The sequence below is a fragment of the Brachybacterium massiliense genome (assembly GCF_900184245.1).
Classification (GTDB): domain Bacteria; phylum Actinomycetota; class Actinomycetes; order Actinomycetales; family Dermabacteraceae; genus Brachybacterium; species Brachybacterium massiliense.
The window spans coordinates 241,232-262,772 of the sequence record NZ_FXXB01000005.1; the positions used below are offsets into that span (position 1 = coordinate 241,232).

Below are 21,541 nucleotides of genomic sequence, written 5' to 3' on the forward strand. Positions count from 1 at the left end.
GACAGGGCGGCCGGGGAGGCATACGGTGGAGCACACCCCGCCGCTGGCGAGCGTGGGACTGACCGAGGCCGAGGCGCTCGCCGAGGGACACCGGGTCCTGGCCGCGGTGCAGAAGGTCGCCACGATCAAGGCGATGCCCCGCCCCAAGGCCGTGGCCGATCCGCGAGGCCTGGTCAAGGTCGTGGTGGACGCCGAGACCGATCAGATCCTCGGCGCCCGCCTGTTCCACGTCGACGCGCAGGAGGTCATCAACCTGACCGCGCTCGCGATGCGCACCGGCACCACCGCGACCCGGCTGAAGGACGGGATCTGGACCCACCCCTCCTCGACCGAGGCGCTCAACGAGACCCTCGGGAAGCTCGCCGTCAGCCGGCCGTGACGGACGCGGGCACCCGCGCGGTGGCCACGCCTCCTGCCGGGACTTCGAGCGGGGCGGCGCCGTCGACGGACACGGTCACGGGCTGCGCGGTGTGGTTCAGCGCGATCAGGTGCCGGGTGCCGTCCTCGGCGCGGCGCTCGAGCAGCTCCACGTCCTCGGGAAGATCCCTCGCCGTGAGGCCCGCGGCGAGGTAGGGCCCGCTGAACATGGCCGCGAGGTCCTCCACGTCGAGATCCGAGGCGAGGTACCACGCCGCGCCGTCGCCGTAGGCGTGCCGCGTGGCGGCGACCCCCTCGGCGACAGGACCGTCGGTGTAGCTGCCGATCGCGTCGGCGCCGCGCAGCTGCAGGTCCTCGCACCACAGCCGTGAGCGCAGCGGCTTGCCGTCCAGCACGAGGCGCGCCTCGTCCCCGTCGCGCAGCGGGCAGAACTCGTGCACCTCCAGCCCGAGCACCGGGGCGAGAGCGGCGTTCAGACCCCCCGGACGGACCCCGTCCTCGCCGTCGACGACCCCTGAGAACGGCCCCACCACAAGGTTCCCGCCGTCGTGCACGTAGGCCTCGAGGTTCCTCGCCGCAGCGTCGGAGAGCAGGTAGGAGGCCGGTGCGAGCACCAGGCGATACGCGCTCAGATCATCCTCGGGATGCGCGAAGTCGACCGCGATGTGATCGCGCCACAGCCGCTCGTACCAGGTCTGGATCTGCGCACGGTGGCTCAGATCATCGGCGGGCCGCCAGGGCAGATCCTGCGCCCAGTGGGACTCCCAGTCCCACAGGATCGCGACGTCGGCGTGCACGCGCGTGCCCTGCAGGTCCGCGAGCTCCTCCAGCTGCGCACCGAGCTCGGCGACCTCACGCCAGATCCGTGAGCTGGTCCCGGCGTGCGGGAGCATCGCCGAATGGAACTTCTCGGCGCCCTTGAGGGAGGCGCGCCATTGGAAGAACATCACCGCATCGGCGCCCCGTCCCACATGGGACAGCGAATTGCGCGCCATCTCCCCGGGCCGCTTGGCGACATTGCGCCCCTGCCAGTTCACCCCGGACGTGGAGTGCTCCATCAGCATCCACGGACGGCCCCGCGCGAGCGAGCGGGTCAGATCGGCGTCCAGGGCGAGCTCGACGAAGTTCCGCGCGTCGGCGGCGATCAGGTAGTGGTCGTTGGAGACCACGTCGACCTCGTCGGCCCACTTCCACAGATCGATGTTCGGGCAGGTGTGCGCCATGAAGTTCGTGGTCACGGGGACATGCGGGGTGAGCTCGTGCAGCACGTCCCGCTCGGCGCGGAAGCACTCCAGGATCTGCTCGGAGCTGAAGCGCCGCCAATCCAGCTCGAGCGAGGGGTTCTGCATCGACGGCGTGGGCAGCGGGGCATGGATCTCCTCGGGCACCCCGAAGGCCTGGCCCCAGAACGCGGTGCCCCAGGCGGCGTTCACCGCGTCGAGCGAACCGTGCCGACGCAGCGCCCAGTCGCGGAACGCGTCCTGCGCGAAGCGGGAGAAGCTCTCGCCCACCGGGGCGCCGTACTCGTTGTGGACGTGCCAGAGCGCAAGGGCCGGGTGGTCACCGTAGCGCTCGGCGAGTGCACGAGTGATCCCGGTGGCCGCGAGCCGATACGCGGGAGAGGACGGGCAGGCCATCCCGCGAGAGCCGGGGCCCAGGGCCCGTCCGTCGCGGTCGACGACCCGCGCCTCGGGATGCTCGCGGAAGAACCAGGCCGGGGGCGCTGCGGTGGGGGTGCCCAGGTCGACCCGGATCCCCGCCTCGTGCAGGAGAGCGAAGACCTCGTCGAGCCACTCCCAGTGGAACTCCCCGCGGCGCGGCTCGATGCTCGCCCAGGAGAACATCCCGATGCTGACCATCGTCACCCCCGCCTCCTGCATCAGGTGCACGTCCTCGACCCAAGTCTCACGGGTCCACTGCTCGGGGTTGTAGTCGCCGCCGTAGACGAGTCCGGTGGCACCGAGCGGCCAGCTCGGGCGGCCGGTCCGCTGCGCATGCTCGAGGCGATCCGACGGGGTGGAGGGGTCAAGGGACTGGAATCGATCACGGGTCATACTGCGGGACTTTGGCACGGACTCGCGGGGGATCGCAAGCGACAGCGGAGATATTGACTGTAAACGATCACGGTTCTACGATTCCGACCACTGCCGCTCGCATCCGAGCGGTCCATCCATCGCAAGGAGGCGAGCATGACCCGTGACGAACACCTTCGGCCGTCCCGGCAGCCCTCGCGCCGCGGGCTGCTCAAGGCCGCCGGCGCGCTCGGGACGGCGGGACTCGGCGCCAGCGCCCTCGCCGGCTGCGGCTCCGAGGCCGGCGGCGGCCCGGTGGAGCTGACCTTCTGGAGCTGGGCGCCGGGCATCGAAGAGGTTGTCGCGCTGTGGAACCAGCAGAACCCTGACGTACAGGTCCTTGTCAGCCGCCAGGACGCGGGCGACGCCGCCGTGACCAAGCTGCTGACAGCGGTCCGCGCCGGTAACGGCGCCCCCGACCTCGTGCAGGCCGAGTACCAGACCATCACCTCGCTCGTCGCCGCCGATGCGATCGCAGACATCTCCGCTGAGCTCGCGCCCGAGACGCCCGAGCACTTCTCGGAAGGCATCTGGTCCAGTGTCGGAGTCGGGGACGACGCCGTCTACGCCGTCCCGCAGGACACGGGCCCGCTGCAGCTCTACTACCGCGCGGACATCTTCGACGAGCTCGGACTCGCCGCCCCCTCCACCTGGGAGGAGTACGCGGACGCCGCAAGGGAGGTGCACGAGGCCGATCCCGAGATGTACCTGGGCACCTTCTCCTCCACCGATCCGGGACTCTTCGTGGGTCTCGTCCAGCAGGCAGGTGCCTCCTGGTGGGGGATCGAGGGGGAGCGCTGGCGCGTCGACATCGATGCCGAGCCGACCCGTCGGGTCGCCGAGTTCTGGGGCGGACTGGTCGAGGAGGGCGTGATCGCCGCAGAGCCGATGTACACCCCGCAGTGGAACGCCGCCCTGAACTCCGGCACCCAGATCGGCTGGGTCTCCGCTGCCTGGGCCCCCGGAGTGCTCGAGGGCAATGCGGGATCCACCGCCGGAAAATGGCGGATGGCGACGATCCCCCAATGGGGCGCCGGGGAGAACGCCACCGGGAACTGGGGAGGATCGAGCACCGCCGTCGTCACCGGCGGGGCTCACCAGGCCGAGTCGGTCCGATTCGCGGAATGGATGAACACCTCGGCCGAGGGGGTGCACGCCCTGGTCCAGCTCAGCGGGATCTTCCCCGCCGACCTGCCCCACGCCGAGGACGCGCTCGCCGAGCCGCCCACGTTCTTCGCCGAGCAGCCGGACTTCTACGAGCTCTCGACGAGCAATGCGGAGGGCGTGCGCCCGTTCGTGTTCGGCCCGAACGTCAATGTTGCCTACTCGCTCTTCAACGACGCCTTCGCCACAGCGACCCAGGCCGGGACCGCCGCCGCGTTCGGCGAGGCGGTCGCTACGGTCCACGCCGGCACCGTCGCCGATCTCGAGAACCAGGGGTACCAGCTCGCATGAACGCCACCACCTCGTCCCTGCGCCGACGCACCGATCGCTTCGGCTACCTGTTCATCGCCCCCGCCGCGCTGTGCTTCCTCGCCTTCCTCGCCATCCCGATCCTGTACGCCCTCTACGTCAGCTTCCGGCGGGAGAGGGTCGTCGGCCTCGGCCTCGGCGAGGGAGGCCGGACCGAGGTGTGGGCAGGGCTGCACAACTATCTCGCCGTGCTCCAGGACAGCGAGTTCCTCGCGAGCGCCGGCCGCGTGCTGGTCTACGGGCTGGTGCTGGTGCCGGTCATGCTCGGCCTCGCCCTGCTCTTCGCCCTCCTGCTGGACTCCCGATCGGCGCGCCTGCGACGCATCGCACGCATCGCGATCTTCCTGCCCTACGCCGTGCCGGCCGTGATCTCCTCGCTGCTGTGGGGGTTCCTCTACCTTCCCGGCACCAGCCCCTTCCACTTCCTGGCCGACGCCGCAGGCATGAGCCTGCCGGATGTGCTGTCCCCCCGGCTGGTACTGCTGGCGATCGCGAACATCGGCATCTGGGGCGGCACGGGCTTCAACATGGTCGTGCTCTACACGTCCCTGCGGTCCGTCCCCTCCGAGCTGTACGAGGCTGCGACCCTCGACGGCTGCTCGGAGGTGCAGACCGCGCTGCGGGTCAAGGTGCCGATGATCCTGCCCTCGTTGATCATGACCGCCGTGTTCTCGATCATCGCGACGCTGCAGGTCTTCGCCGAGCCGATGCTGCTGCGGCCGCTGACGAACTCGATATCCACCACCTGGTCGCCGCTGATGCGGATCTACCGGGACGCCTTCATCGAGAACGACATCTACACGGCCTCGGCCGGCTCGGTGCTGGTGGCCCTCGCAACCTTCGTGATCTCTTTCGGCTTCCTGCGCCTGGTGCGCGGTCAGGCCTTCGCCCAGGAAGAACGGTGAGCACCGCCATGACCCTCTCGACCCCGCCGAAGACTGCTTCGAGCACCGCCGCCTCCGACCCCGCGCCGGGAGGACCCGGAGCCTCCCGCTCCGCCGGGCGAGGCGGTGCGGAGAAGCCCTCCGTGATCGCCACCGGAGTGCTGCTGCTCGGCGCTCTCTACTGCCTGATCCCCATCATCTGGGTGCTGTTCGCCGCCTCCAAGAGCGCGGACGAGCTGTTCTCCACCTTCACCTTCGCGCCCTCCACCCATCTGCTCCAGAACGTCCAGGACCTCTTCTCGTACCGGGACGGACTGTTCCTGCGCTGGGCCGGGAACACCGCTCTGTACGCCATCGGCGGCGCCCTGGTCTCCACGCTGGTCTCCGCGGCGGCCGGCTACGGCCTCGCCCTGTTCGACTTCCGCGGCAAGAAGCTGTTCTTCAACCTGATCCTCGCCGGAGTGCTCGTGCCGGCGGTCATCCTCGCCGTGCCGCAGTACCTGCTGTTCGCGCAGGCAGGCCTGGCGAACACCTACTGGGCGGTGTTCCTGCCGAGCATCCTGAACCCCTACGGGATCTACCTCGCCCGCATCTACGCCGGCGCCTCGATACCGCGGGAGATGATCGAGGCCGCGCGCACCGACGGCGCCGGCGAACTGCGGATCTTCACCCGGTTCGCGGTGCCGATGATGCTGCCGGGCCTGGTCACGGTGTTCCTGTTCCAGTTCGTGGGGATCTGGAACAACTACATGCTCCCGTACATCATGCTCGGCGACGACTCGCTGTTCCCCATCACGGTGGGCCTGTCGACGCTGATGAACCAGGGCGCCTCGCAGCCGGCCATGTACACCACGGTGATCACCGGTGCGCTGGTCTCGATCCTGCCGCTGATCGCGCTGTTCCTGCTCCTGCAGCGCTACTGGCAGTCCGATCTCACCGGCGGGGCCGTCAAGGGCTGACGTCTGCGCGGTCGAGGCACGGGCGGAACCCGTCATGCCTCGACTGCGTGGCGCCCGGCCTGCGTGCCGTCGGAGATACTGGCCTGCACACCCTCGCTCCCGCAGTGGAGCCGCTGTACAGAAGGAGCGACAGACGTGGCAGAAGCCCAGCCGAAGCCGGCGCGGCGTCCGACGATCTCCGACGTCGCGCGACGCGCAGGGGTCTCGACGGGCACCGTCTCGCGATACCTCAACGGCGGCCGGTGGGTCTCCGCGGAATCGACCAAGGCGATCACCCGGGCGATCCGCGAGACCGGCTATGTCGCCAACTCGACAGCACGGCGCCTCCGCACGGGGCGCAGCGGCACCGTCGCCTTCGTGGTCGACGAGCCGCCGGCCCGCTTCTTCGAGGACCCGAACTTCGAGGCCCTCGTGATCGAGGTGGGGCAGGCACTGGCCGCACGGGACCAGACCATGGTGCTGCTCCTCGCCGGGGACGAGGACAGCGCGAAGCGCGCGGAGATGTTCCTGCGCACCAGCGGCGTGGACGGGGCGGTGACCGCCTCGGCCCAGCCCGAGCATCTGCTCTTCGAGCGGATCCAGGCGGCGAACATCCCGCTGGTCAACGTCGGCAGCCCGGCAGGAGCCGACGACCGCATCGCCTTCGTGGCCGCCGACGATCGTGAAGGTGCCCGCCTCATGGCCGAGCATCTCCTCGAGCGCGGTGCCCGCGAGCTCGCGGTGATCGCCGGCCCCGAGCACACCCCGGGCGGGATCCTGCGCCCGGCTGCCTTCGTCGAGGCGGTCGAGGCCTCTGCCGCTTCCGATCTCGTGCCCAGGGTGGTCGCAGTCGAGCACGGTGACTACACCACCGCGAGCGGGCGGGAAGCGGCCACGGCGATCCTCCGCGCGCACCCGAGGGTCGATGCGTTCTTCGCCGCCAACGACAGGATGGCTCGTGGTGTCATCGAGGCTCTGCACGCTCGGGGACGCACGGTGCCTGGCGACGTGCTCGTCGGCGGATTCGATGACTCCGTCGGCGCAGAGTCCGACGCCCCCCGCCTGACCACGGTGCGACAGGACTTCCGGCGCATCGCCGAGGAGCTCGTCGATGCTCTCGGCAAGCAGATCGACGGCGGTGTGCGAACGAACGTCGTGGTCCCGGTCCAGCTCGTGGTGCGGGAGTCCACCACCCCAGGCACGCACTGACCATGTCCTGAGAGGGAAGGGTCAGTCGGCGTTCTCCGTTTCCGCTTCCGTTTGAGCCTCCGCGCCGGTGACGAACTCGCTCAGGTGCTGCGAGAGGGCGAGGCGGCTGGGCTCGTGGCAGTACATCATGTGCCCCGCCTCGTAGTACTCGATGCGGATCCGCTCGCTGTAGTCCTCGCGCGGGATCGCCAGCTGCGCCAGCACGTGCTCGCTGGCATGGAACGGCGTGGCCGCATCGTGGTAGCCGTGGGAGACCAGCACGCGGGTGTGCGGGGACTTCCGCAGCAGGCGCGAGAGGTCCGAGGCGACCTCCACGGAGCGGTTCTCGAAGTCCTTGTAGCTCCACGGGTGCACGCGGCCGGACATGATCTCGTAGACCACGTCGGAGGAGAACTCGAGCTCGCCGCGCAGATACTGGTTGATCGTCGCGGTGTAGGACGGGGCGAGCTGGTCGATCGACGGATCGGTCTCCATCCGCGGCGAGTTGCCGTCCCCGGCCGGGGCGGTGAAGCGGCCATCGATCCGCCCGGTGACCAGGCCCTCATCCCGCAGCAGCTCGGCCAGGAACGCCATGTGCTCGACGCGCAGGTCCGCGCGCTCCACCCAGTCCGGATCCACGCCGATCAGAGCGCCGATACGCGCGGCGGCCTCCTGCTTCTGCTCCGGGGCGAGCCGCAGGCCCGCCGCGAGCAGCGCCGGGTACTTCTGCTCCGCGAAGGCCTCGGCCTCGTCCACCACGTCCTGCAGCAGGCGGTCCTCGTGCTTGCCGTGCGCATGGGCGATCGCCGCATAGGTGGGCAGGTAGTGGATGTAGGGGCGGTCGTTGGCGGGATGGAAGCGGAGGGTGCCGAAGTCGAGCACCGGGGAGATCAGCGCGATCCCGGCGATCGCCACGTAGTAGCGGTCCATCAGGTGCGCGGCGACGGCCGCGGCGCGGGTGGTGCCGTAGGACTCCCCGGCCAGATAGAGCGGCGAGGTCCAGCGCTGGTGGCGGGTGAGCCAGTCGATCACGAAGGCGGCGATCAGATCCCGATCCTCGGCCAGCCCGTGATGACGGCTCGGCTTCTGACCGGGCGCGGGCCGGGAGTAGCCGGTGGTCATCGCATCGACCACCACCAGGTCCGCGTCCTTGAGGATCGTCTCGTGGTTGTCCAGCAGCCGGTGCGGGGGAGCGGCGGGCGCCCCCGCATCTCCCGAGTCCACGCGGCGCGGGCCCAGCAGCCCCAGGTGCAGCCACACCGTCGAGGCGCCCGGACCGCCGTTGAAGGCGAACACCACGGGACGCTCCGTCGCCTCGACGCCCTGGGCGAGGTAGGAGACGGAGAACAGCTCCGCATACGCCGCTCCGCGCCCGTACTCCTCGCCCTCCGGCTCCTCCTTCAGCACCACGGTGCCGGTGGTCGCGGTGTAGTCGAGCGTGCCATCCGGCAGGGTCAGCGAGTGCAGCGTGGTGACCAGGTGGTCCTCGGGCGCGGGCTTCTCCCCGGCGGCCGACGGGCCTGGCTTCGTGCTCTCGTCGTTGCTGGCGGGGCGGTGCTGATCGGTCACTCGTGCTCCTTCATCGGATCCGGCGTCCCCACGATGCTATGTGAGGGGCACGGGGCCGGCCCGGCCTGCGCCGCCCGCGCGGGCTCAGTCGAGCGCTGCGATGTCGCGGGACTCCTCGGCGCCGTCCTCGTTGTCGCGGACGACCATGCGGATCGGGTCCAGCTTCGTCCAGACGATGAACAGCACGCCCACCAGCAGCATCGCCGCGCCCGCCCACAGGTTGGCGTTCAGCCCGTCGGTCTTGGTCGCCTCCTCGGGGGTGAAGGCGAACAGGCCCGCGCCCAGCAGGACCAGGCCGAACAGACCCAGCAGCACGCCGATGAAGTTGCGGATGTCGAAGGCGCCGGCCGTCTGGACCTCGGCGTTCTCGCCCGCGGCGCCGGCGGGCTCAGGGGTGTCCTGCGCGCCAGGGCTGTGATCCTTGTGTGCACTCATGGGTTCTCTCCTCGGTCCGCGCTCAGGCGAAGACGATGTTCAGGGCGATGACCAGGACGAGGGCGATGCCGGCCATGGGGGCGGGGCGGCGCCAGAAGGGCAGGTCCTTCTCCTCGGGATCGACCAGATCGGCCTTCGGGGTCTCGGAGTAGACGAGGCCCTTCAGGGCGTGGGCGGGCTTGGGGGCCGTGAACTGGGTGACCACCACCGAGACCACGATGTCCACCACGAACGCGGTCGCGGCGCTCACGAAGGCGAGGCCCTGGCCCGGCAGCTCGAAGACGCCGAAGAAGGTGGAGGAAGCCCACAGGACCACCGCGGCCAGCGTGCCCGCGACCAGACCGGTCCAACCGGCCGCCGGGGTCATCCGCTTCCAGAACATGCCCAGGATGAACGTGGCGAACAGCGGCGCGTTGAAGAATCCGAACAGGGTCTGCAGATAGTCCATCAGGTTCGAGAACTGCCCGGCGATCAGGGCGGTGAAGATCGCGATCACGCACGCCGCAGCGGTCGCGATGCGGCCGATGCGGGTGTAGTGGCCGTCCGGGGCGTCCTTCTTCACGTACTGCTCGTAGAGGTCGTAGGTGACCACGGTGTTGAAGGCGGAGATGTTCGCGGCCATGCCGGCCATGAACGCGGCCAGCAGGCCCGCGATCGCCACACCCAGCAGACCGTTGGGCAGCACGTCCCGCATCAGCAGCAGCAGGGCGTCGTTGTAGGTGACGCCGGTCGCGGCGGCCCCGGCGGCATCGCCGGCGTGGTCGAGCTGCTTGAACTCGGTCAGCTCGCCCACCAGGACCGCGGCGAGCATGCCGGGCACGATCACGATGAAGGGGATCAGCATCTTCGGGAAGGCGCCGATGATCGGGGTCATCCGGGCGGCGGTGATGGACTTCGAGGCCATCGCGCGCTGGACCTCCACGAAGTTCGTGGTCCAGTAGCCGAAGGAGAGCACGAAGCCGAGGCCGAACACGATGCCCACGACGGACAGCACGGGGCTGTCGAAGCCGGACAGCGCCTGGCCGGGCCAGGTGTGCAGCTGCTCGGCGCCGCCCATGCCGTCACCGGCGATGCGCTCCTTCATGCCGCTCCAGCCGCCCACGCGGTGCAGGCCGATCAGGGTCAGCGGCAGCAGCGCCGCGACGATCACGAAGAACTGCAGCACCTCGTTGTAGATCGCGGCGGAGAGGCCGCCCACGGTGATGTAGAACAGCACGAACGCGGCGGCGAGCACGAGGCCCACCCACATCGGCCAGCCCAGCAGGCGATTGACGATGGTGGCCAGCAGCGAGAGGTTCACGCCCGCGATCAGCAGCTGTGCGATCGCGAAGCTGATCGAGTTCACCAGGTGGGCCCCGGTGCCGAAGCGCATACGCATGAACTCGGGGACCGAACGCACCTTGGAGCCGTAGTAGAACGGCATCATCACCACGCCCAGGAACAGCATCGCCGGGACGGCGCCCACCCAGAAGTAGTGCATGGTCGGCATGCCGTACTGCGCGCCGGTGGCAGACATTCCCATGATCTCGACCGCGCCGAGGTTGGCGGAGATGAAGGCGAGTCCGGTGACCCAAGCGGGCAGGGAGCGGCCGGAGAGGAAGAACTCGATGGAGGTGGAGACGCCGCGCTTGGCGTACCAGCCCACTCCGAGCACGAAGACGAAGTACAACGCGATGATCGCGTAGTCGATCCACTGGGCGTCGAGGCGGAGGTCGACCATGAGGCAGTTCCTTGGGGACGGGGGAGTCCGGGCGCGATCGGCGATGGCCGGGGGAAGCACCCGCAGGTGACGCGGCCTGAACGCGAGGCCGCGCCGGCACGTTACCACCGGGTGGGCAAATCTGTGCGCCGGGAATGCACAAACGCCAGACAAGCGCGGCGCGATGTGCTATACGCCGCACCCCGGGTGGGAGAGACTGATGGGACGGGCTCCGCAGCGCCGCAGGGCCGCCGTGTCTGTATCGAGACTTCTGTGTGGGCTGTGCCGCTGGTAACGTCTCGTGTAGTGAACGTTCACGGCCTGTCTCTGGAGAGCGGCCCGAGTGACGTTACGCTCTGGTGGATTTTCAACGAAGAACACGGACAGGGAGAGCGATGAAGCCACGTCTATCACGCCGATCAGCACTGGTGGGAGGGGGTGCGGCGCTGACCGCCGGGCTCGCCGCCTGCGCGCCGCCGAATCCCGGTGAGGTCAATGCCGCGCCCACCATCCCCCCGGCCGACGGCAAGGTCCGCCTGACCTACTGGGCGTGGCTCAAGGACCTCCAGAACGTCTGCGATGTCTTCAACCAGTCCCAGGACCGCATCCAGGTCGACGCCGTCTGGATCCCCGGCGGCAACACCGGCGGCTACGCGAAGATCCTCTCCGCGATCGCCGCCGGCGGCGGTCCGGACATCGCCCAGGTCGAGCTGCGCCAGGTCCCGGAGTTCGCCCTCGCCGGGGCGCTCGTGGACCTCACCCGCTACGGCTTCGCCGAGCAGGAGCCGAAGTTCGATCCCGGCGCCATGAGCCAGGCGAAGGTGGGCGACTCCTACTGGGCCGTCCCGCAGGACACCGGCCCCGTCGCCACCTTCTACAACCGTGAGGTGCTCGAGGACGAGCTGGGCCTCGAGGCCCCCGCCACCTGGGACGAGTTCTACGAGACCGCCGGTATCGTCTCCGAGGCGGGCAAGAGCCTGATCAGCCTGGACCCCTCGGACGGCTCCCACCCGATCGCCTGGGTGATGCAGGCCGGCGCCAACTGGTTCCGCCCCGAGGGCGACGGCTGGATCGTGGACATGGTGGGCGACGCCTCGATGCAGGTGGCCGAGTACTGGGACCGCATCTTCGCCGAGAAGCTCGTGGGCGTCGGCTACGGCTCCTTCACCACCCCCTGGTACGCCGCGGCGGCCGAGGGCAACGTGCTGGCCTCGATCTCCGGCTCCTGGTCCGACGCTCTGGTCAAGACCGTCCCGGGCGGCGAGGGCAAGTGGGCCGTGGCCCCGATGCCCACTTGGCCCGACGGCTACGCCTCTGGCGGCCACGGCGGCTCCGCCGCCGCCGTCGCCTCCAACAGCCAGCACCCCGTCGAGGCGCTCGAGTTCCTCACCTGGATGTGCACCGACCCCGCCGGCATCGACGCGATGATCGAGCACTCCGGCATCGGCTGGTCACCGGCCGCCGACTACATCGGCGAGCCGCGCCAGCAGCCCGACGAGTTCTTCTCCGGACAGAACTACAACGAGGAGGTCATCGTGCCGATGGCCGAGGGACAGAACCTCGAGTGGACCTGGGCGCCGCTGATGCAGCGCGTGCAGGCCATCATCGGCGACGGGATGACGGGCGCCGTCACCGGTGACGTCCCGCTGGCAGACATGTTTGCCGAGGCGCAGACGGAGATCGTCGACATCATGCGCACCATCGGCCTGAACGCGGAGGAGGCACGATGAGATCGAAGACCGCCCCCTGGGTGCTGCTGGCACCCTTCCTGGTGCTGTTCATCGGCACCATGATCATCCCGATCATCATGGCGATCGGCTACAGCTTCACCCGGGTCGAGCGCTCGGGCCTGCTGGGCGAGGCCGGGACCGAGAGCACCTTCGCGGGCCTGTCCAACTACATCGCCGCCCTGACCAACGTGAACTTCATCGAGTCGATCGGGCGCATGATCCTGTTCGGCGTGGTGCAGGTGACGGTCATGATCGTGGCGGCGACGGTCCTCGCGCTGCTGCTCGAGAGCGCCGCGGCCAAGTGGCCCGGCTTCTTCCGCGCCACCTACTTCCTGCCCTACGGCATCCCCGGCGTGATCGCCACGATCCTGTGGTCCTTCCTCTACGTCCCCGGCCTCTCGCCGATCGTGGACGTGCTCCAGGTGGTGGGGATCAACATCGACTTCCTGGGCCCGAACATGGTGCTGTGGTCGATCGCGAACATCGTGACCTGGACCTACACCGGCTACAACATGCTGATCATCATCGCTCAGCTGAAGTCGATCCCCGGTGAGCTCTACGAGGCCGCGAAGATCGACGGCGCCAGCTCTTTCCGCGTCGCGATGGCGATCCAGCTGCCGCTGATCCGCCCCGCCCTGATGCTCACGATCATCTTCTCGATCATCGGCACCCTGCAGCTGTTCGCCGAGCCGCGCCTGCTGCAGACCATGAGCGCCGGCATCACCTCGGAGTACACCCCGAACATGTCCGCCTACGCCTTCGCGTTCCAGTACAACGACGTGGGCATGGCGGCCGCCCAGGCAGTGATCATCGCGGTCGCGGCCTTCACTCTCTCAGCGATCGCGCTGGGAATCTCCTCCTGGACGGAGAAGCGTCGATGACCACCACGGACACCACCAAGAACGCCCCCGCAGCGCGCCGCCGGGCCGCCTCCACGGATTCCCGCGCCGGCAGCCGTGACGCGGGCCGCAAGCCCACCACCACGATCATCGTCACCGCGCTGCTGGCGATCATCGCGCTGTACTTCCTCGTCCCCGTCTACTGGGTGGTCATCAACGCCACCAAGTCCACCGAGGACCTCTTCGGCACCAGCGGGTTCTGGTTCGGCGAGAGCTTCCAGCTGTTCGAGAACCTCGGCGCCGTGCTCTCGGCCAACGGCGGCATCTTCCCTCGATGGGGAGTGAACTCCCTGCTGTACGCGGGTGTGGGCTCCGTGGTGGCGACCTACTTCGCCACTGCCGCCGGCTACGCCTTGGCCAAGTACCGCTTCCCGGGCCGACGCTTCGTGTACGTGCTGGTCCTGGGCGGTGTGCTGGTGCCCGGCACCGCCGTGGCCCTGCCGCTGTTCTTCCTGTTCAGCTCGATCGGCATCACCAACACCTACTGGTCAGTGCTGATCCCTTCGCTGGTGAGCCCCTTCGGGCTGTTCCTCGCCTCGATCTACGCGAGCGCCGCGGTGCCCGACGAGATGCTCGAGGCCGGCCGGATCGACGGCGTGGGCGAGCTGGGCCTGTTCCACCGCCTGGCCCTGCCGCAGCTGGTCCCGGCGCTGGTGACGATCCTGCTGTTCCAGTTCGTCGCGATCTGGAACAACTACATGCTGCCGCTGGTGATGCTGGCCGACGAGCGGCTGTACCCGATCACCCTGGGACTGGACAACTGGAGGGCGCAGACGGACCGCCTGCCGGAGTTCTACCAGCTCACCACCGGCGGCGCTCTGCTGTCGGTGATCCCGCTGGCGATCCTCATCCTGGTCCTGCAGCGCTTCTGGCGCGGCGGCCTCACGGAGGGCTCCGTCAAGGGCTGACCCCCGGTGAGGGCCAGCTGCGGGGCCAGGCTGGCGTGCCCGGCCCCGCACCGCGCGGACCGGCTCCGGTGACGAGTACTGGCGTCAGGGAGCACGCTGTGGCGATATAGCCAGAGCGTGCTCCCACGCGCCAGCAACTGACCACCACGGGCCTGTGCTCGATCACGGCGGGCTGGTATGAGAGGCCCGCGGCGATGGCCGGACACCGGGGCGACTGCTCCGGAGCCCGGCCATCGCGCTGTGCAGGCATCTCGCGAATCCCTCGTCGGCCCTTGCTATGGACGCGTCCGCACAGTTCGATAGGTGGATGTGCCCCGACCACGCGCCGATGAGCCTCGACCACGCGCCGCTGACCGCCGGCCACGCGCCGCTGACCCCCGCACGCCGTTCGCTGCTGCGCGCGTCGGCGCTGCTTCCGCCGTTCGCACTCGCCCTCACCGCATGCGGGGGAGAGGGAGGCCAGGGCGGTGAACCGGATCTGGTCGCCGAGCTGCCGCGCGCCGAGCCGGGCCCCGTCGAGGGCGCCGGGGACCTCGTCGTCCCCTTCACCGCCGCGCTGCTCGGCGCGATCGACCGCGCCGCGGTCAACGCCGTCTGCTCGCCGCTGTCCGCGCAGGTCGCGCTCACCATGGTGGGCATGGGCGCTGCCGGGCAGACCCTCGCCCAGATGGAGGAGACCCTCGGCGGCGGGATGGACGAGCTGGTCGCGAGCGCGAACACCCTCTCCCAGCAGCTCGCCGTGATCGGAGACGCCGAGCGCGAGGCGGAGGATGACGAGGCGCCCGAGCCGGCCCGCGCCTCGCTCGTGAACGGGACCTGGCTGCAGGAGGGCCTCGAGGTCCAGGATGCTTTCCTCGAGGATCTCGCTACCTGGTTCGGCAGCGGGCTGTGGGAAGCGGACTTCACCGAGCAGGGGTCCCGCGAGGAGGCCCGCGAGGAGATCAACGGCTGGGTCGCCGACTCCACGGATGACCTCATCGAGGAGCTCGTCCCCGAGGACGCGCTCAGCCCCACCACGCGCCTGGTGCTGGTCAACGCCCTGCACCTGAAGGCAGCCTGGCCGCAGGAGCTCACCGCGAGCGGCGGCACCTTCACCACCACCGACGGTGAGGAGCGCAGCGCCGAGATGCTGCACGGCTCCACCTCCACCTGGTACGAGGACGAGGTCTGCCGTGCGACCTCGCTCGACACCTACGGCGGCGACCTCGCCCTCGCGCTCGTCCAGCCCGCCGCCGAGGTCTCCGAGGTGCTCGATGCCTGGGCCGAGGACAGCGCCGGCCTCTCCGCGCTGCTGAGCGGCCTCGAGGACTCCGAGGCCTCGACCCAGCTGACGGTGCCTGCCTTCGACATCGACTGGGACGCCTCCCTGAAGGAGATCCTCGAAGGGCTGGGGATGACCGAGGCCTTCGGCGGCTCGGCGGACTTCTCCGGCATCACCGGCGCTGCAGACCTGCGGATCACCGACGTGGTCCAGAAAGCCGTGATCACGATCGACGAGCAGGGCATGGAGGCCGCCGCGGCCACCGCCGTGATGGTGGGCGAGACCTCCGCCCCGGTGCTCGAGCAGGAGCTGGTGCTGGATTCCCCGTTCCTGTTCGTCGCCTACGAGCGGGAGACCCGCGCGCCGCTGGTGGTCGGCTGGATCGGGGACCCGACGCAGACCCGCTGAGCAGGCCGCGCAGCGCACGCCCTGCGCACCGGCGGCCCGCCGTGCCCGACGCCCACGGCGCGCCGGGCTGCTTGCCCCGTCGGCCGCCGACGGATTGGATGGGGCGATGGTCACCGCCTTCACCGCCCGCCTGCTCGCGAGCATCGACCGCCGCCCCGCCAACGCCGTCTGCTCCCCGCTGTCCGTGCAGATCGCGCTGACCATGGCCGGGCTCGGCGCCCGCGGTGCCACGCGGCAGCAGATGGAGCAGGAGCTCGGCGGGGACATGGAGCAGCTCGCCCGCGCCGCGGCGCAGCTGCGCGAGGAGCTCGCGGCCGTCGGCGAGGAGGCCCGTGCTCGCGAGAGCGGACGCGGCCCCGAGCCCGCCCGCGCCTCGCTCGTCGGCGGTGCCTGGGCGGAGCAGGGCGTGACGGTGCTCCCGCAGTACCGGGCGCTGCTCGAGGAGGACTTCGGCGCCGCGCTCGGGCGGCTCGACGTGCGCGAGGCCGAGACCCGCGAGGAGGGTCGCCGCGAGATCAACGCCTGGGTCGAGGAGCGCACCCACCAGCTGATCCAGGACCTCATCCCGCCCGGCGCCCTCACCGCCCGCGAACGGCTCGTGCTGGTCAGCGCCCTGCACGTGAAGGCCGCCTGGCCCTCACCGCTGAGCACCGCCCCCGGCACCTTCACCACCGCCCAGGGCCAGCAGCGCGAGGTGACGACGCTCAGCGGCACCGCCCGCGGCTGGTACGAGGACGCCCACTGCCGCGCGACCGCGCTGCCCACCGCCGGCGGCGAGATCGCGCTCGCCCTGATCCAGCCCGTCGTCGGCCCCGAGGACGTGCTCGATGCCTGGGCGGCGTGCGCGGTGGAGCCCGGTCGGAGCGGCGTGCCCGGCGTCGGCCTCGATGCCGTGCTCGAGGGGGTCGCCGGCTCGCACGAGCCCGTCGGCCTCACCCTCCCCGCGCTCGACGTCTCCTTCGAGGAGGAGCTCAGCGCGCCCCTGCGGCAGCTCGGCATGACCGCCCCCTTCGGGCCCGGCGCCGACTTCACCGGGATCGTCGAGGGCGCGCACTGGTTCATCTCGCAGGTGCTGCACAAGGCCGTGCTCACCGTGGACGAGCACGGGATGGAGGCCGCCGCCGCGACCGCGCTGATGACCCGTCTCGCCGCGGCCGCCCCGCCGCAGTGCCGCCTCGTGCTCGATGCGCCGTTCCTGGTGATCGCCTACGAGACCACCACCCGCACGCCCCTGGTGGCCGGATGGATCGGGGACCCTTCCCTGACTCGCTGACGGACTGCGCGCCCCCCGCCGCACGTGCGGCGCCTACCCTGGTCATACGCACTTCCGGATCGTTCTCGCAATGGAGGAGACATGACCGCTGCACGACCCTGGCCGCTCGGAGTCGAGGGCATCGCCTACGGCGGGGACTACAACCCCGAGCAGTGGCCCCGCGAGGTGCGCCTCGAGGACATCGAGCTCATGCGCGAGGCAGGAGTGAACCTGCTCAGCGTCGCGATCTTCTCCTGGGCGATGCTCGAGCCGCGCGAGGGCGAGTACGACTTCGCCTGGCTCGACGAGGTGATGGACAACCTCGCCGACGCCGGCATCAAGGTCGCCCTCGCTACAGCGACAGCCTCCCCGCCGCCGTGGCTGACCCGCCGCCACCCCGAGATCCTCCCCGTCACCGAGGACGGCACCGTGCTGAGCCAGGGCGGGCGCCAGGCCTACGCCGTCTCCGCACCGCTGCTGCGGCAGTACGCGACGAAGATGACCCGCGTGATGGCCGAGCGCTACGGCGACCACCCCGCGCTCGCGCTCTGGCACGTCGACAACGAGCTGGGCTGCCATGTCCCGCACGACTACTCCGACCACGCCGCCGCCGCGTTCCGCCGCTGGCTCGAGGCCCGCTACGAGACCATCGAGGCGCTCAACGAGGCGTGGGGCACCGCCTTCTGGTCCCAGCGCTACGACTCCTTCGAGGAGATCTTCCCGCCGCGCGTCGCCCCCACCTACGCCAACCCCAGCCAGCAGCTCGACTTCGCCCGCTACTCGAGCGACGAGCTGCTCACCCACTACCGGGCCCTGCGCGACGTGCTGCGCGAGGTCACCCCGCACATCCCGGCGACCACCAACTTCATGCTCTCCTCCGCCACCAAGTGGATGGACTACTTCTCCTGGTCGAAGGACGTCGACCTGGTCGCCAACGACCACTACCTGATCGCCGCCGACCCCCGCGGCCAGATCGAGCTCGCCTTCGCGGCGGACCTCTCCCGCGGTGTCGCCGGCGGTGACCCGTGGCTGATCATGGAGCACTCCACCTCGGCGGTGAACTGGCAGCCCCGCAACCGCACGAAGGGCCGCGGGGAGATGCTGCGCAACTCCCTCTCGCACGTCGCCCGCGGGGCCGACGGGGTGATGTTCTTCCAGTGGCGCCAGTCCAAGGCCGGGGCCGAGAAGTTCCACTCCGCGATGGTCCCGCACGGCGGGCGCGACACCGATGTGTGGCGTGGCACCGTGGGGCTGGGCCGGGCGCTGGAATCCCTCGCCGAGGTGCGCGGCAGCCGGGTGCTCAACCGCGTGGCGCTGGTGATGGACTATCCCTCATGGTGGGGCAGCGAGCTGGATTCCCACCCCACCCAGGCGCTGCGCTACAGCGAGGAGATGCTGCGCTGGTACACCGCGCTGTGGGATCTGGGCATCGGCGTGGACATCGTCTCCACCAGCACCGACCTGACCGGCTACGAGCTGGTGATCGCTCCGACGCTCTACACCGTGAGCGCGCCCGAGGCCGAGCGCCTGGCCGAGGCCGCCCGTGCCGGCGCGCAGGTGGTCATCACCTTCTTCTCCGGCATCGTGGACGAGAACGACCACATCCACCTCGGCGGCTATCCGGGCGCGTTTCGGGACCTGCTCGGCGTGCGCACCGAGGAGTTCTACGCCCTGCAGGAGCACGAGATCCTGCACCTGGACGACGGCACTGCCGCGGATATGTGGAGCGAGAAAACCCATCTCGAGGGCGCCGAGGCCGTGCGCACCTGGGCCGACGGGCCGCTGCACGGCTGGCCGGCGGTGACCCGCCACGTGGTGGGGGAGGAGGGCGGCGCCGCCTGGTACGTCGCCGCCCGTCCCGCGGCCGACGGGCTCGAGACGCTGGTGGAGGAGATCGCGAGCGCCGCCGGAGTGGAGCCCGCGGTGCCGGGCCTGCACCGCGACGTGGAGGCGGTGCGCCGCTTCGCCGAGGACGGCACCACCTACCTGTTCGTGCTCAACCACTCCGATCGTGACCAGGTGGTGCAGGTCAGCGGGCAGGAGCTGCTGCGCGGCACCGAGGCGGACGGCGCCCACACCGTCCCCGCCGGCGCCGTCGCGGTGATCCGGGAGAGCTGACCGGGCCGGGGCATGGGTCCCCACCCCACGTACCCCTCCACCGTTGCGTCGTCGGCGCTCTCGAGCCTCAGAACGCCGACTGCGCAACGGTGGGTCTGGGAACGCCGACTGCGCGGCGGGCGATGCGAGGTGTCCGCTTCGATTCCCGCACCGTCCGCTTGGATGCGCGCCCGAGCGCGCCGTGGTCCCCTCGCCCGCCGCACCTGTCACACTGCTGTAAGACGTTTGACCCGAGAGGACCTTCGACGTCAGTCCTTGCGGAGCCGGGTGCGCAGGGACTTCTTCGGCCTCACCGCATCGCTCCCGTCGCTGCGGCGGGAGGTCGGGGAGGGGCCGCGCCCCCCCCGAGGGAGGGATCCACGTCCTGCGGCGGGCGCCGGGCGGCGCCACGGTGTCGGCCGTGCTTCGCATCGTCACGAGCTGAGTCCTCGCGGTCACCCCTGGGCAGGGAGCGCAGAGGCAGCGCCAGCAGCTCTGCTTGACAGGGTGATGCAGATCGTCAATGCTCTTTCACCAGATTTGTAAATCGGTTCACGAAAAACGGGCATCGCACGCCGGCCGCGACGCCGTGATGAGTGAACGATGCCAACACGGCTCCTCTCGAAAGCGGTACCCCCTCATGAACGACCTCCGCATCGGCGTCATCGGCTTCGGCTCGCGCCACACCGTGGCGCTCCACGCCCATCAGCCCGGCAACGGCTCGGTGATCACCGTCGTCGCCGACCCCAGCGAACGCGGCAAGGCGAACGCCCGCGAGGCACTCGGTGACGACATCGCCACCGTCGACACCGTCGATCAGCTGCTGGCCGAGCACGAGGTCGATGCGGTGATGATCCTGACCCCCGACTTCGCGCACGCCTCGGTCGCCCTGGCCACTCTCGACGCAGGGCTCCCCACCTTCTGCGAGAAGCCGATGGCGATCTCCGTCGAGGACACCGACGCGATGCTCGCCCTCGCCAAGGAGAAGAGGGCCCGCCTGTACATCGGCCACAACATGCGCCACATGCCGGTGGTGCGGCAGATGAAGGCGATCGTCGACTCCGGCCGGATCGGCCGGGTGCGGGCGATCTGGTGCCGTCACTTCGTCGGCGCCGGCGGCGACTTCTACTTCAAGGACTGGCACGCCGAGCGCGCCAAATCCATGAGCCTGCTGCTGCAGAAGGGCGCCCACGACATCGACGTCATCCACTGGCTCGCCGGCGGTTACACCCGACGGGTCTCCGGCATCGGCGACCTCGCGGTCTACGGCGACATCACCGATCGTCGTGACAACTCGGACCGCCTGATGCGTGACTGGTACGACGCCGACATCTGGCCGCCCACGGCGCAGAAGGAGCTGAACCCCGTCATCGACGTCGAGGACATCTCGATGATCCAGATGACGCTCGACAACGGAGTGCTCGCCTCCTACCAGCAGTGCCACTTCACGCCCGACTACTTCCGCAACTACACCGTGATCGGTGACGCCGGCCGGATCGAGAACATGGGTGACGGCAGTGGCGACCAGATCCACATCTGGGAGTCGCGCCGCTCCGGGCCGGGCCGGCCGGATGCGGTCGAGGTCATCGCCCGCGCCGACGGCGGCCACGGCGGTGCCGATCCGAGCCTGGTCGAGGAGTTCCTGCGCTTCGCCCGTGCCGGCGGTACCACCGATGTCTCCGCGGTCGCGGCTCGCGAGGCCGTGGCCACCGGCGTCTACGGCGCGGAGTCGATCCGCGGCGGCGGCGTCCCGCTCGACGTCCCGGCCATCCCGCAGGACGTGAGGGACTACTTCGACGCCGGGCAGCCCTGAGCCGAGCGGGTCGCGGTGCGCGCGGCCGCGCAGCGGGAGCGGGGCGGGGTCTACGAGGCGATCGCGGTGACCGCTGCGCCCCATGCGATCGACGATGACGCGGCCGAGCGCCTGCTCGGCTGGCGACCCCGGCACGTGAAGGAGCCCGGAGCCTGATCAGGCTCCGGGCTCGATGCGGCCGGCTCAGGCCGAGGCGCCGACCAGCCCTCGCCGGGACTCGGCGGAATGCTGGCGCGCGTGGTGCGCGGCGGAGGACAGATCCACCTCGATGACGGGGTAGATGTTCCCGTCCTTCCAGGTGGTGGTGTGCTCCGAGGTGCGCTCCGAGCGCGTGAGGTAGCGCAGGCCAGCGCTCTGGTCGCGGAAGACGACCAGGTGGGAGCGGCCCGTGCCGGGCTGAGGTCGATGATGCGGGGTCGTGGTCTTGTACTGCATGGATACTCCTTCGATGTCGGCGCGGGGCCGACGGATGTCTGTGTCCGGCGAGGTGCCGGGATGCGCGGTCTGCGCGGGGTACGAGCTGTCCGCTGGGGCGGA

General features: G+C 70.1%; 17 protein-coding genes. 12 read left to right on the forward strand and 5 right to left on the reverse strand.

Features of this window, described 5'->3' with window-relative positions; all coding sequences use genetic code 11:
• Nucleotides 1-25 precede the first annotated feature (25 nt).
• Nucleotides 26-379, forward strand: coding sequence for a hypothetical protein (locus BN4251_RS04075; RefSeq protein ID WP_245810188.1), 354 nt, complete (start codon nt 26-28; stop codon nt 377-379).
• Here BN4251_RS04075 and BN4251_RS04080 read toward each other — a convergent pair.
• Nucleotides 366-2,432 carry a beta-galactosidase gene (locus BN4251_RS04080; protein ID WP_087483857.1) on the reverse strand — a complete coding sequence of 689 codons (2,067 nt, stop codon included), beginning with the start codon at nt 2,430-2,432 and terminating at the stop codon, nt 366-368. The two genes, BN4251_RS04075 and BN4251_RS04080, sit on opposite strands and share 14 nt — an antisense overlap.
• A gap of 135 nt (nt 2,433-2,567) precedes the next feature.
• Between BN4251_RS04080 and BN4251_RS04085 the strand changes: the two genes are divergently transcribed.
• The 4 genes from BN4251_RS04085 to BN4251_RS04100 all read left to right on the forward strand — a co-directional run bounded on the left by BN4251_RS04085 (nt 2,568) and on the right by BN4251_RS04100 (nt 6,954).
• On the forward strand, nt 2,568-3,905 hold the full coding sequence (locus BN4251_RS04085) for an ABC transporter substrate-binding protein (RefSeq protein WP_087483858.1): 1,338 nt from the start codon (nt 2,568-2,570) through the stop codon (nt 3,903-3,905).
• A complete protein-coding gene (locus BN4251_RS04090; protein WP_087483859.1) occupies nt 3,902-4,828 on the forward strand; it encodes a carbohydrate ABC transporter permease in 927 nt (308 codons plus the stop codon). The genes BN4251_RS04085 and BN4251_RS04090 overlap by 4 nt, the downstream gene beginning before the upstream one ends.
• Nucleotides 4,825-5,766, forward strand: coding sequence for a carbohydrate ABC transporter permease (locus tag BN4251_RS04095; RefSeq protein ID WP_245810189.1), 942 nt, complete (start codon nt 4,825-4,827; stop codon nt 5,764-5,766). The genes BN4251_RS04090 and BN4251_RS04095 overlap by 4 nt, the downstream gene beginning before the upstream one ends.
• 135 nt (nt 5,767-5,901) lie before the next feature.
• Nucleotides 5,902-6,954: a LacI family DNA-binding transcriptional regulator gene (locus BN4251_RS04100; RefSeq protein ID WP_087483860.1), complete on the forward strand. Its 1,053-nt coding sequence runs from the start codon at nt 5,902-5,904 to the stop codon at nt 6,952-6,954.
• Nucleotides 6,955-6,975: 21 nt separating this feature from the next.
• Here the strand turns inward: BN4251_RS04100 and BN4251_RS04105 are convergent, their stop codons facing one another.
• The 3 genes from BN4251_RS04105 to BN4251_RS04115 all read right to left on the reverse strand — a co-directional run bounded on the left by BN4251_RS04105 (nt 6,976) and on the right by BN4251_RS04115 (nt 10,657).
• Nucleotides 6,976-8,502, reverse strand: coding sequence for a S10 family peptidase (locus tag BN4251_RS04105; RefSeq protein ID WP_087483861.1), 1,527 nt, complete (start codon nt 8,500-8,502; stop codon nt 6,976-6,978).
• Between the two features lie 84 nt (nt 8,503-8,586).
• Nucleotides 8,587-8,937, reverse strand: a complete 351-nt coding sequence (locus BN4251_RS04110) for a hypothetical protein (protein ID WP_170931819.1) — start codon at nt 8,935-8,937, stop codon at nt 8,587-8,589.
• A gap of 22 nt (nt 8,938-8,959) precedes the next feature.
• Nucleotides 8,960-10,657, reverse strand: coding sequence for a sodium:solute symporter family protein (locus BN4251_RS04115; RefSeq protein WP_087483862.1), 1,698 nt, complete (start codon nt 10,655-10,657; stop codon nt 8,960-8,962).
• Between the two features lie 374 nt (nt 10,658-11,031).
• Here BN4251_RS04115 and BN4251_RS04120 point away from each other — a divergent pair, with 374 nt between their 5' ends.
• From BN4251_RS04120 to BN4251_RS04150, 7 genes are all read left to right on the forward strand, one after another.
• On the forward strand, nt 11,032-12,366 hold the full coding sequence (locus tag BN4251_RS04120) for an ABC transporter substrate-binding protein (RefSeq protein ID WP_087483863.1): 1,335 nt from the start codon (nt 11,032-11,034) through the stop codon (nt 12,364-12,366).
• Nucleotides 12,363-13,247 (forward strand): carbohydrate ABC transporter permease, encoded by an 885-nt coding sequence (locus BN4251_RS04125; RefSeq protein WP_087483864.1) that lies wholly within the window; start codon nt 12,363-12,365, stop codon nt 13,245-13,247. The genes BN4251_RS04120 and BN4251_RS04125 overlap by 4 nt, the downstream gene beginning before the upstream one ends.
• Nucleotides 13,244-14,173 carry a carbohydrate ABC transporter permease gene (locus BN4251_RS04130; protein WP_087483865.1) on the forward strand — a complete coding sequence of 310 codons (930 nt, stop codon included), beginning with the start codon at nt 13,244-13,246 and terminating at the stop codon, nt 14,171-14,173. Before BN4251_RS04125 ends, BN4251_RS04130 begins: the two co-directional genes overlap by 4 nt.
• A 328-nt stretch (nt 14,174-14,501) precedes the next feature.
• Entirely contained in the window at nt 14,502-15,842 is a 1,341-nt protein-coding gene (locus tag BN4251_RS04135) for a serpin family protein (protein ID WP_087483866.1), read from the forward strand.
• Nucleotides 15,843-15,948: 106 nt separating this feature from the next.
• Nucleotides 15,949-17,115: a serpin family protein gene (locus tag BN4251_RS04140; protein WP_087483867.1), complete on the forward strand. Its 1,167-nt coding sequence runs from the start codon at nt 15,949-15,951 to the stop codon at nt 17,113-17,115.
• Between the two features lie 81 nt (nt 17,116-17,196).
• Entirely contained in the window at nt 17,197-19,212 is a 2,016-nt protein-coding gene (locus tag BN4251_RS04145; RefSeq protein ID WP_087483868.1) for a beta-galactosidase, read from the forward strand.
• A gap of 619 nt (nt 19,213-19,831) precedes the next feature.
• A complete protein-coding gene (locus BN4251_RS04150) occupies nt 19,832-21,004 on the forward strand; it encodes a Gfo/Idh/MocA family protein (protein ID WP_087483869.1) in 1,173 nt (390 codons plus the stop codon).
• Between the two features lie 183 nt (nt 21,005-21,187).
• Here BN4251_RS04150 and BN4251_RS04155 read toward each other — a convergent pair whose 3' ends face one another.
• A complete protein-coding gene (locus BN4251_RS04155) occupies nt 21,188-21,439 on the reverse strand; it encodes a hypothetical protein (protein ID WP_087483870.1) in 252 nt (83 codons plus the stop codon).
• Between the last annotated feature and the right edge of the window lie 102 nt (nt 21,440-21,541).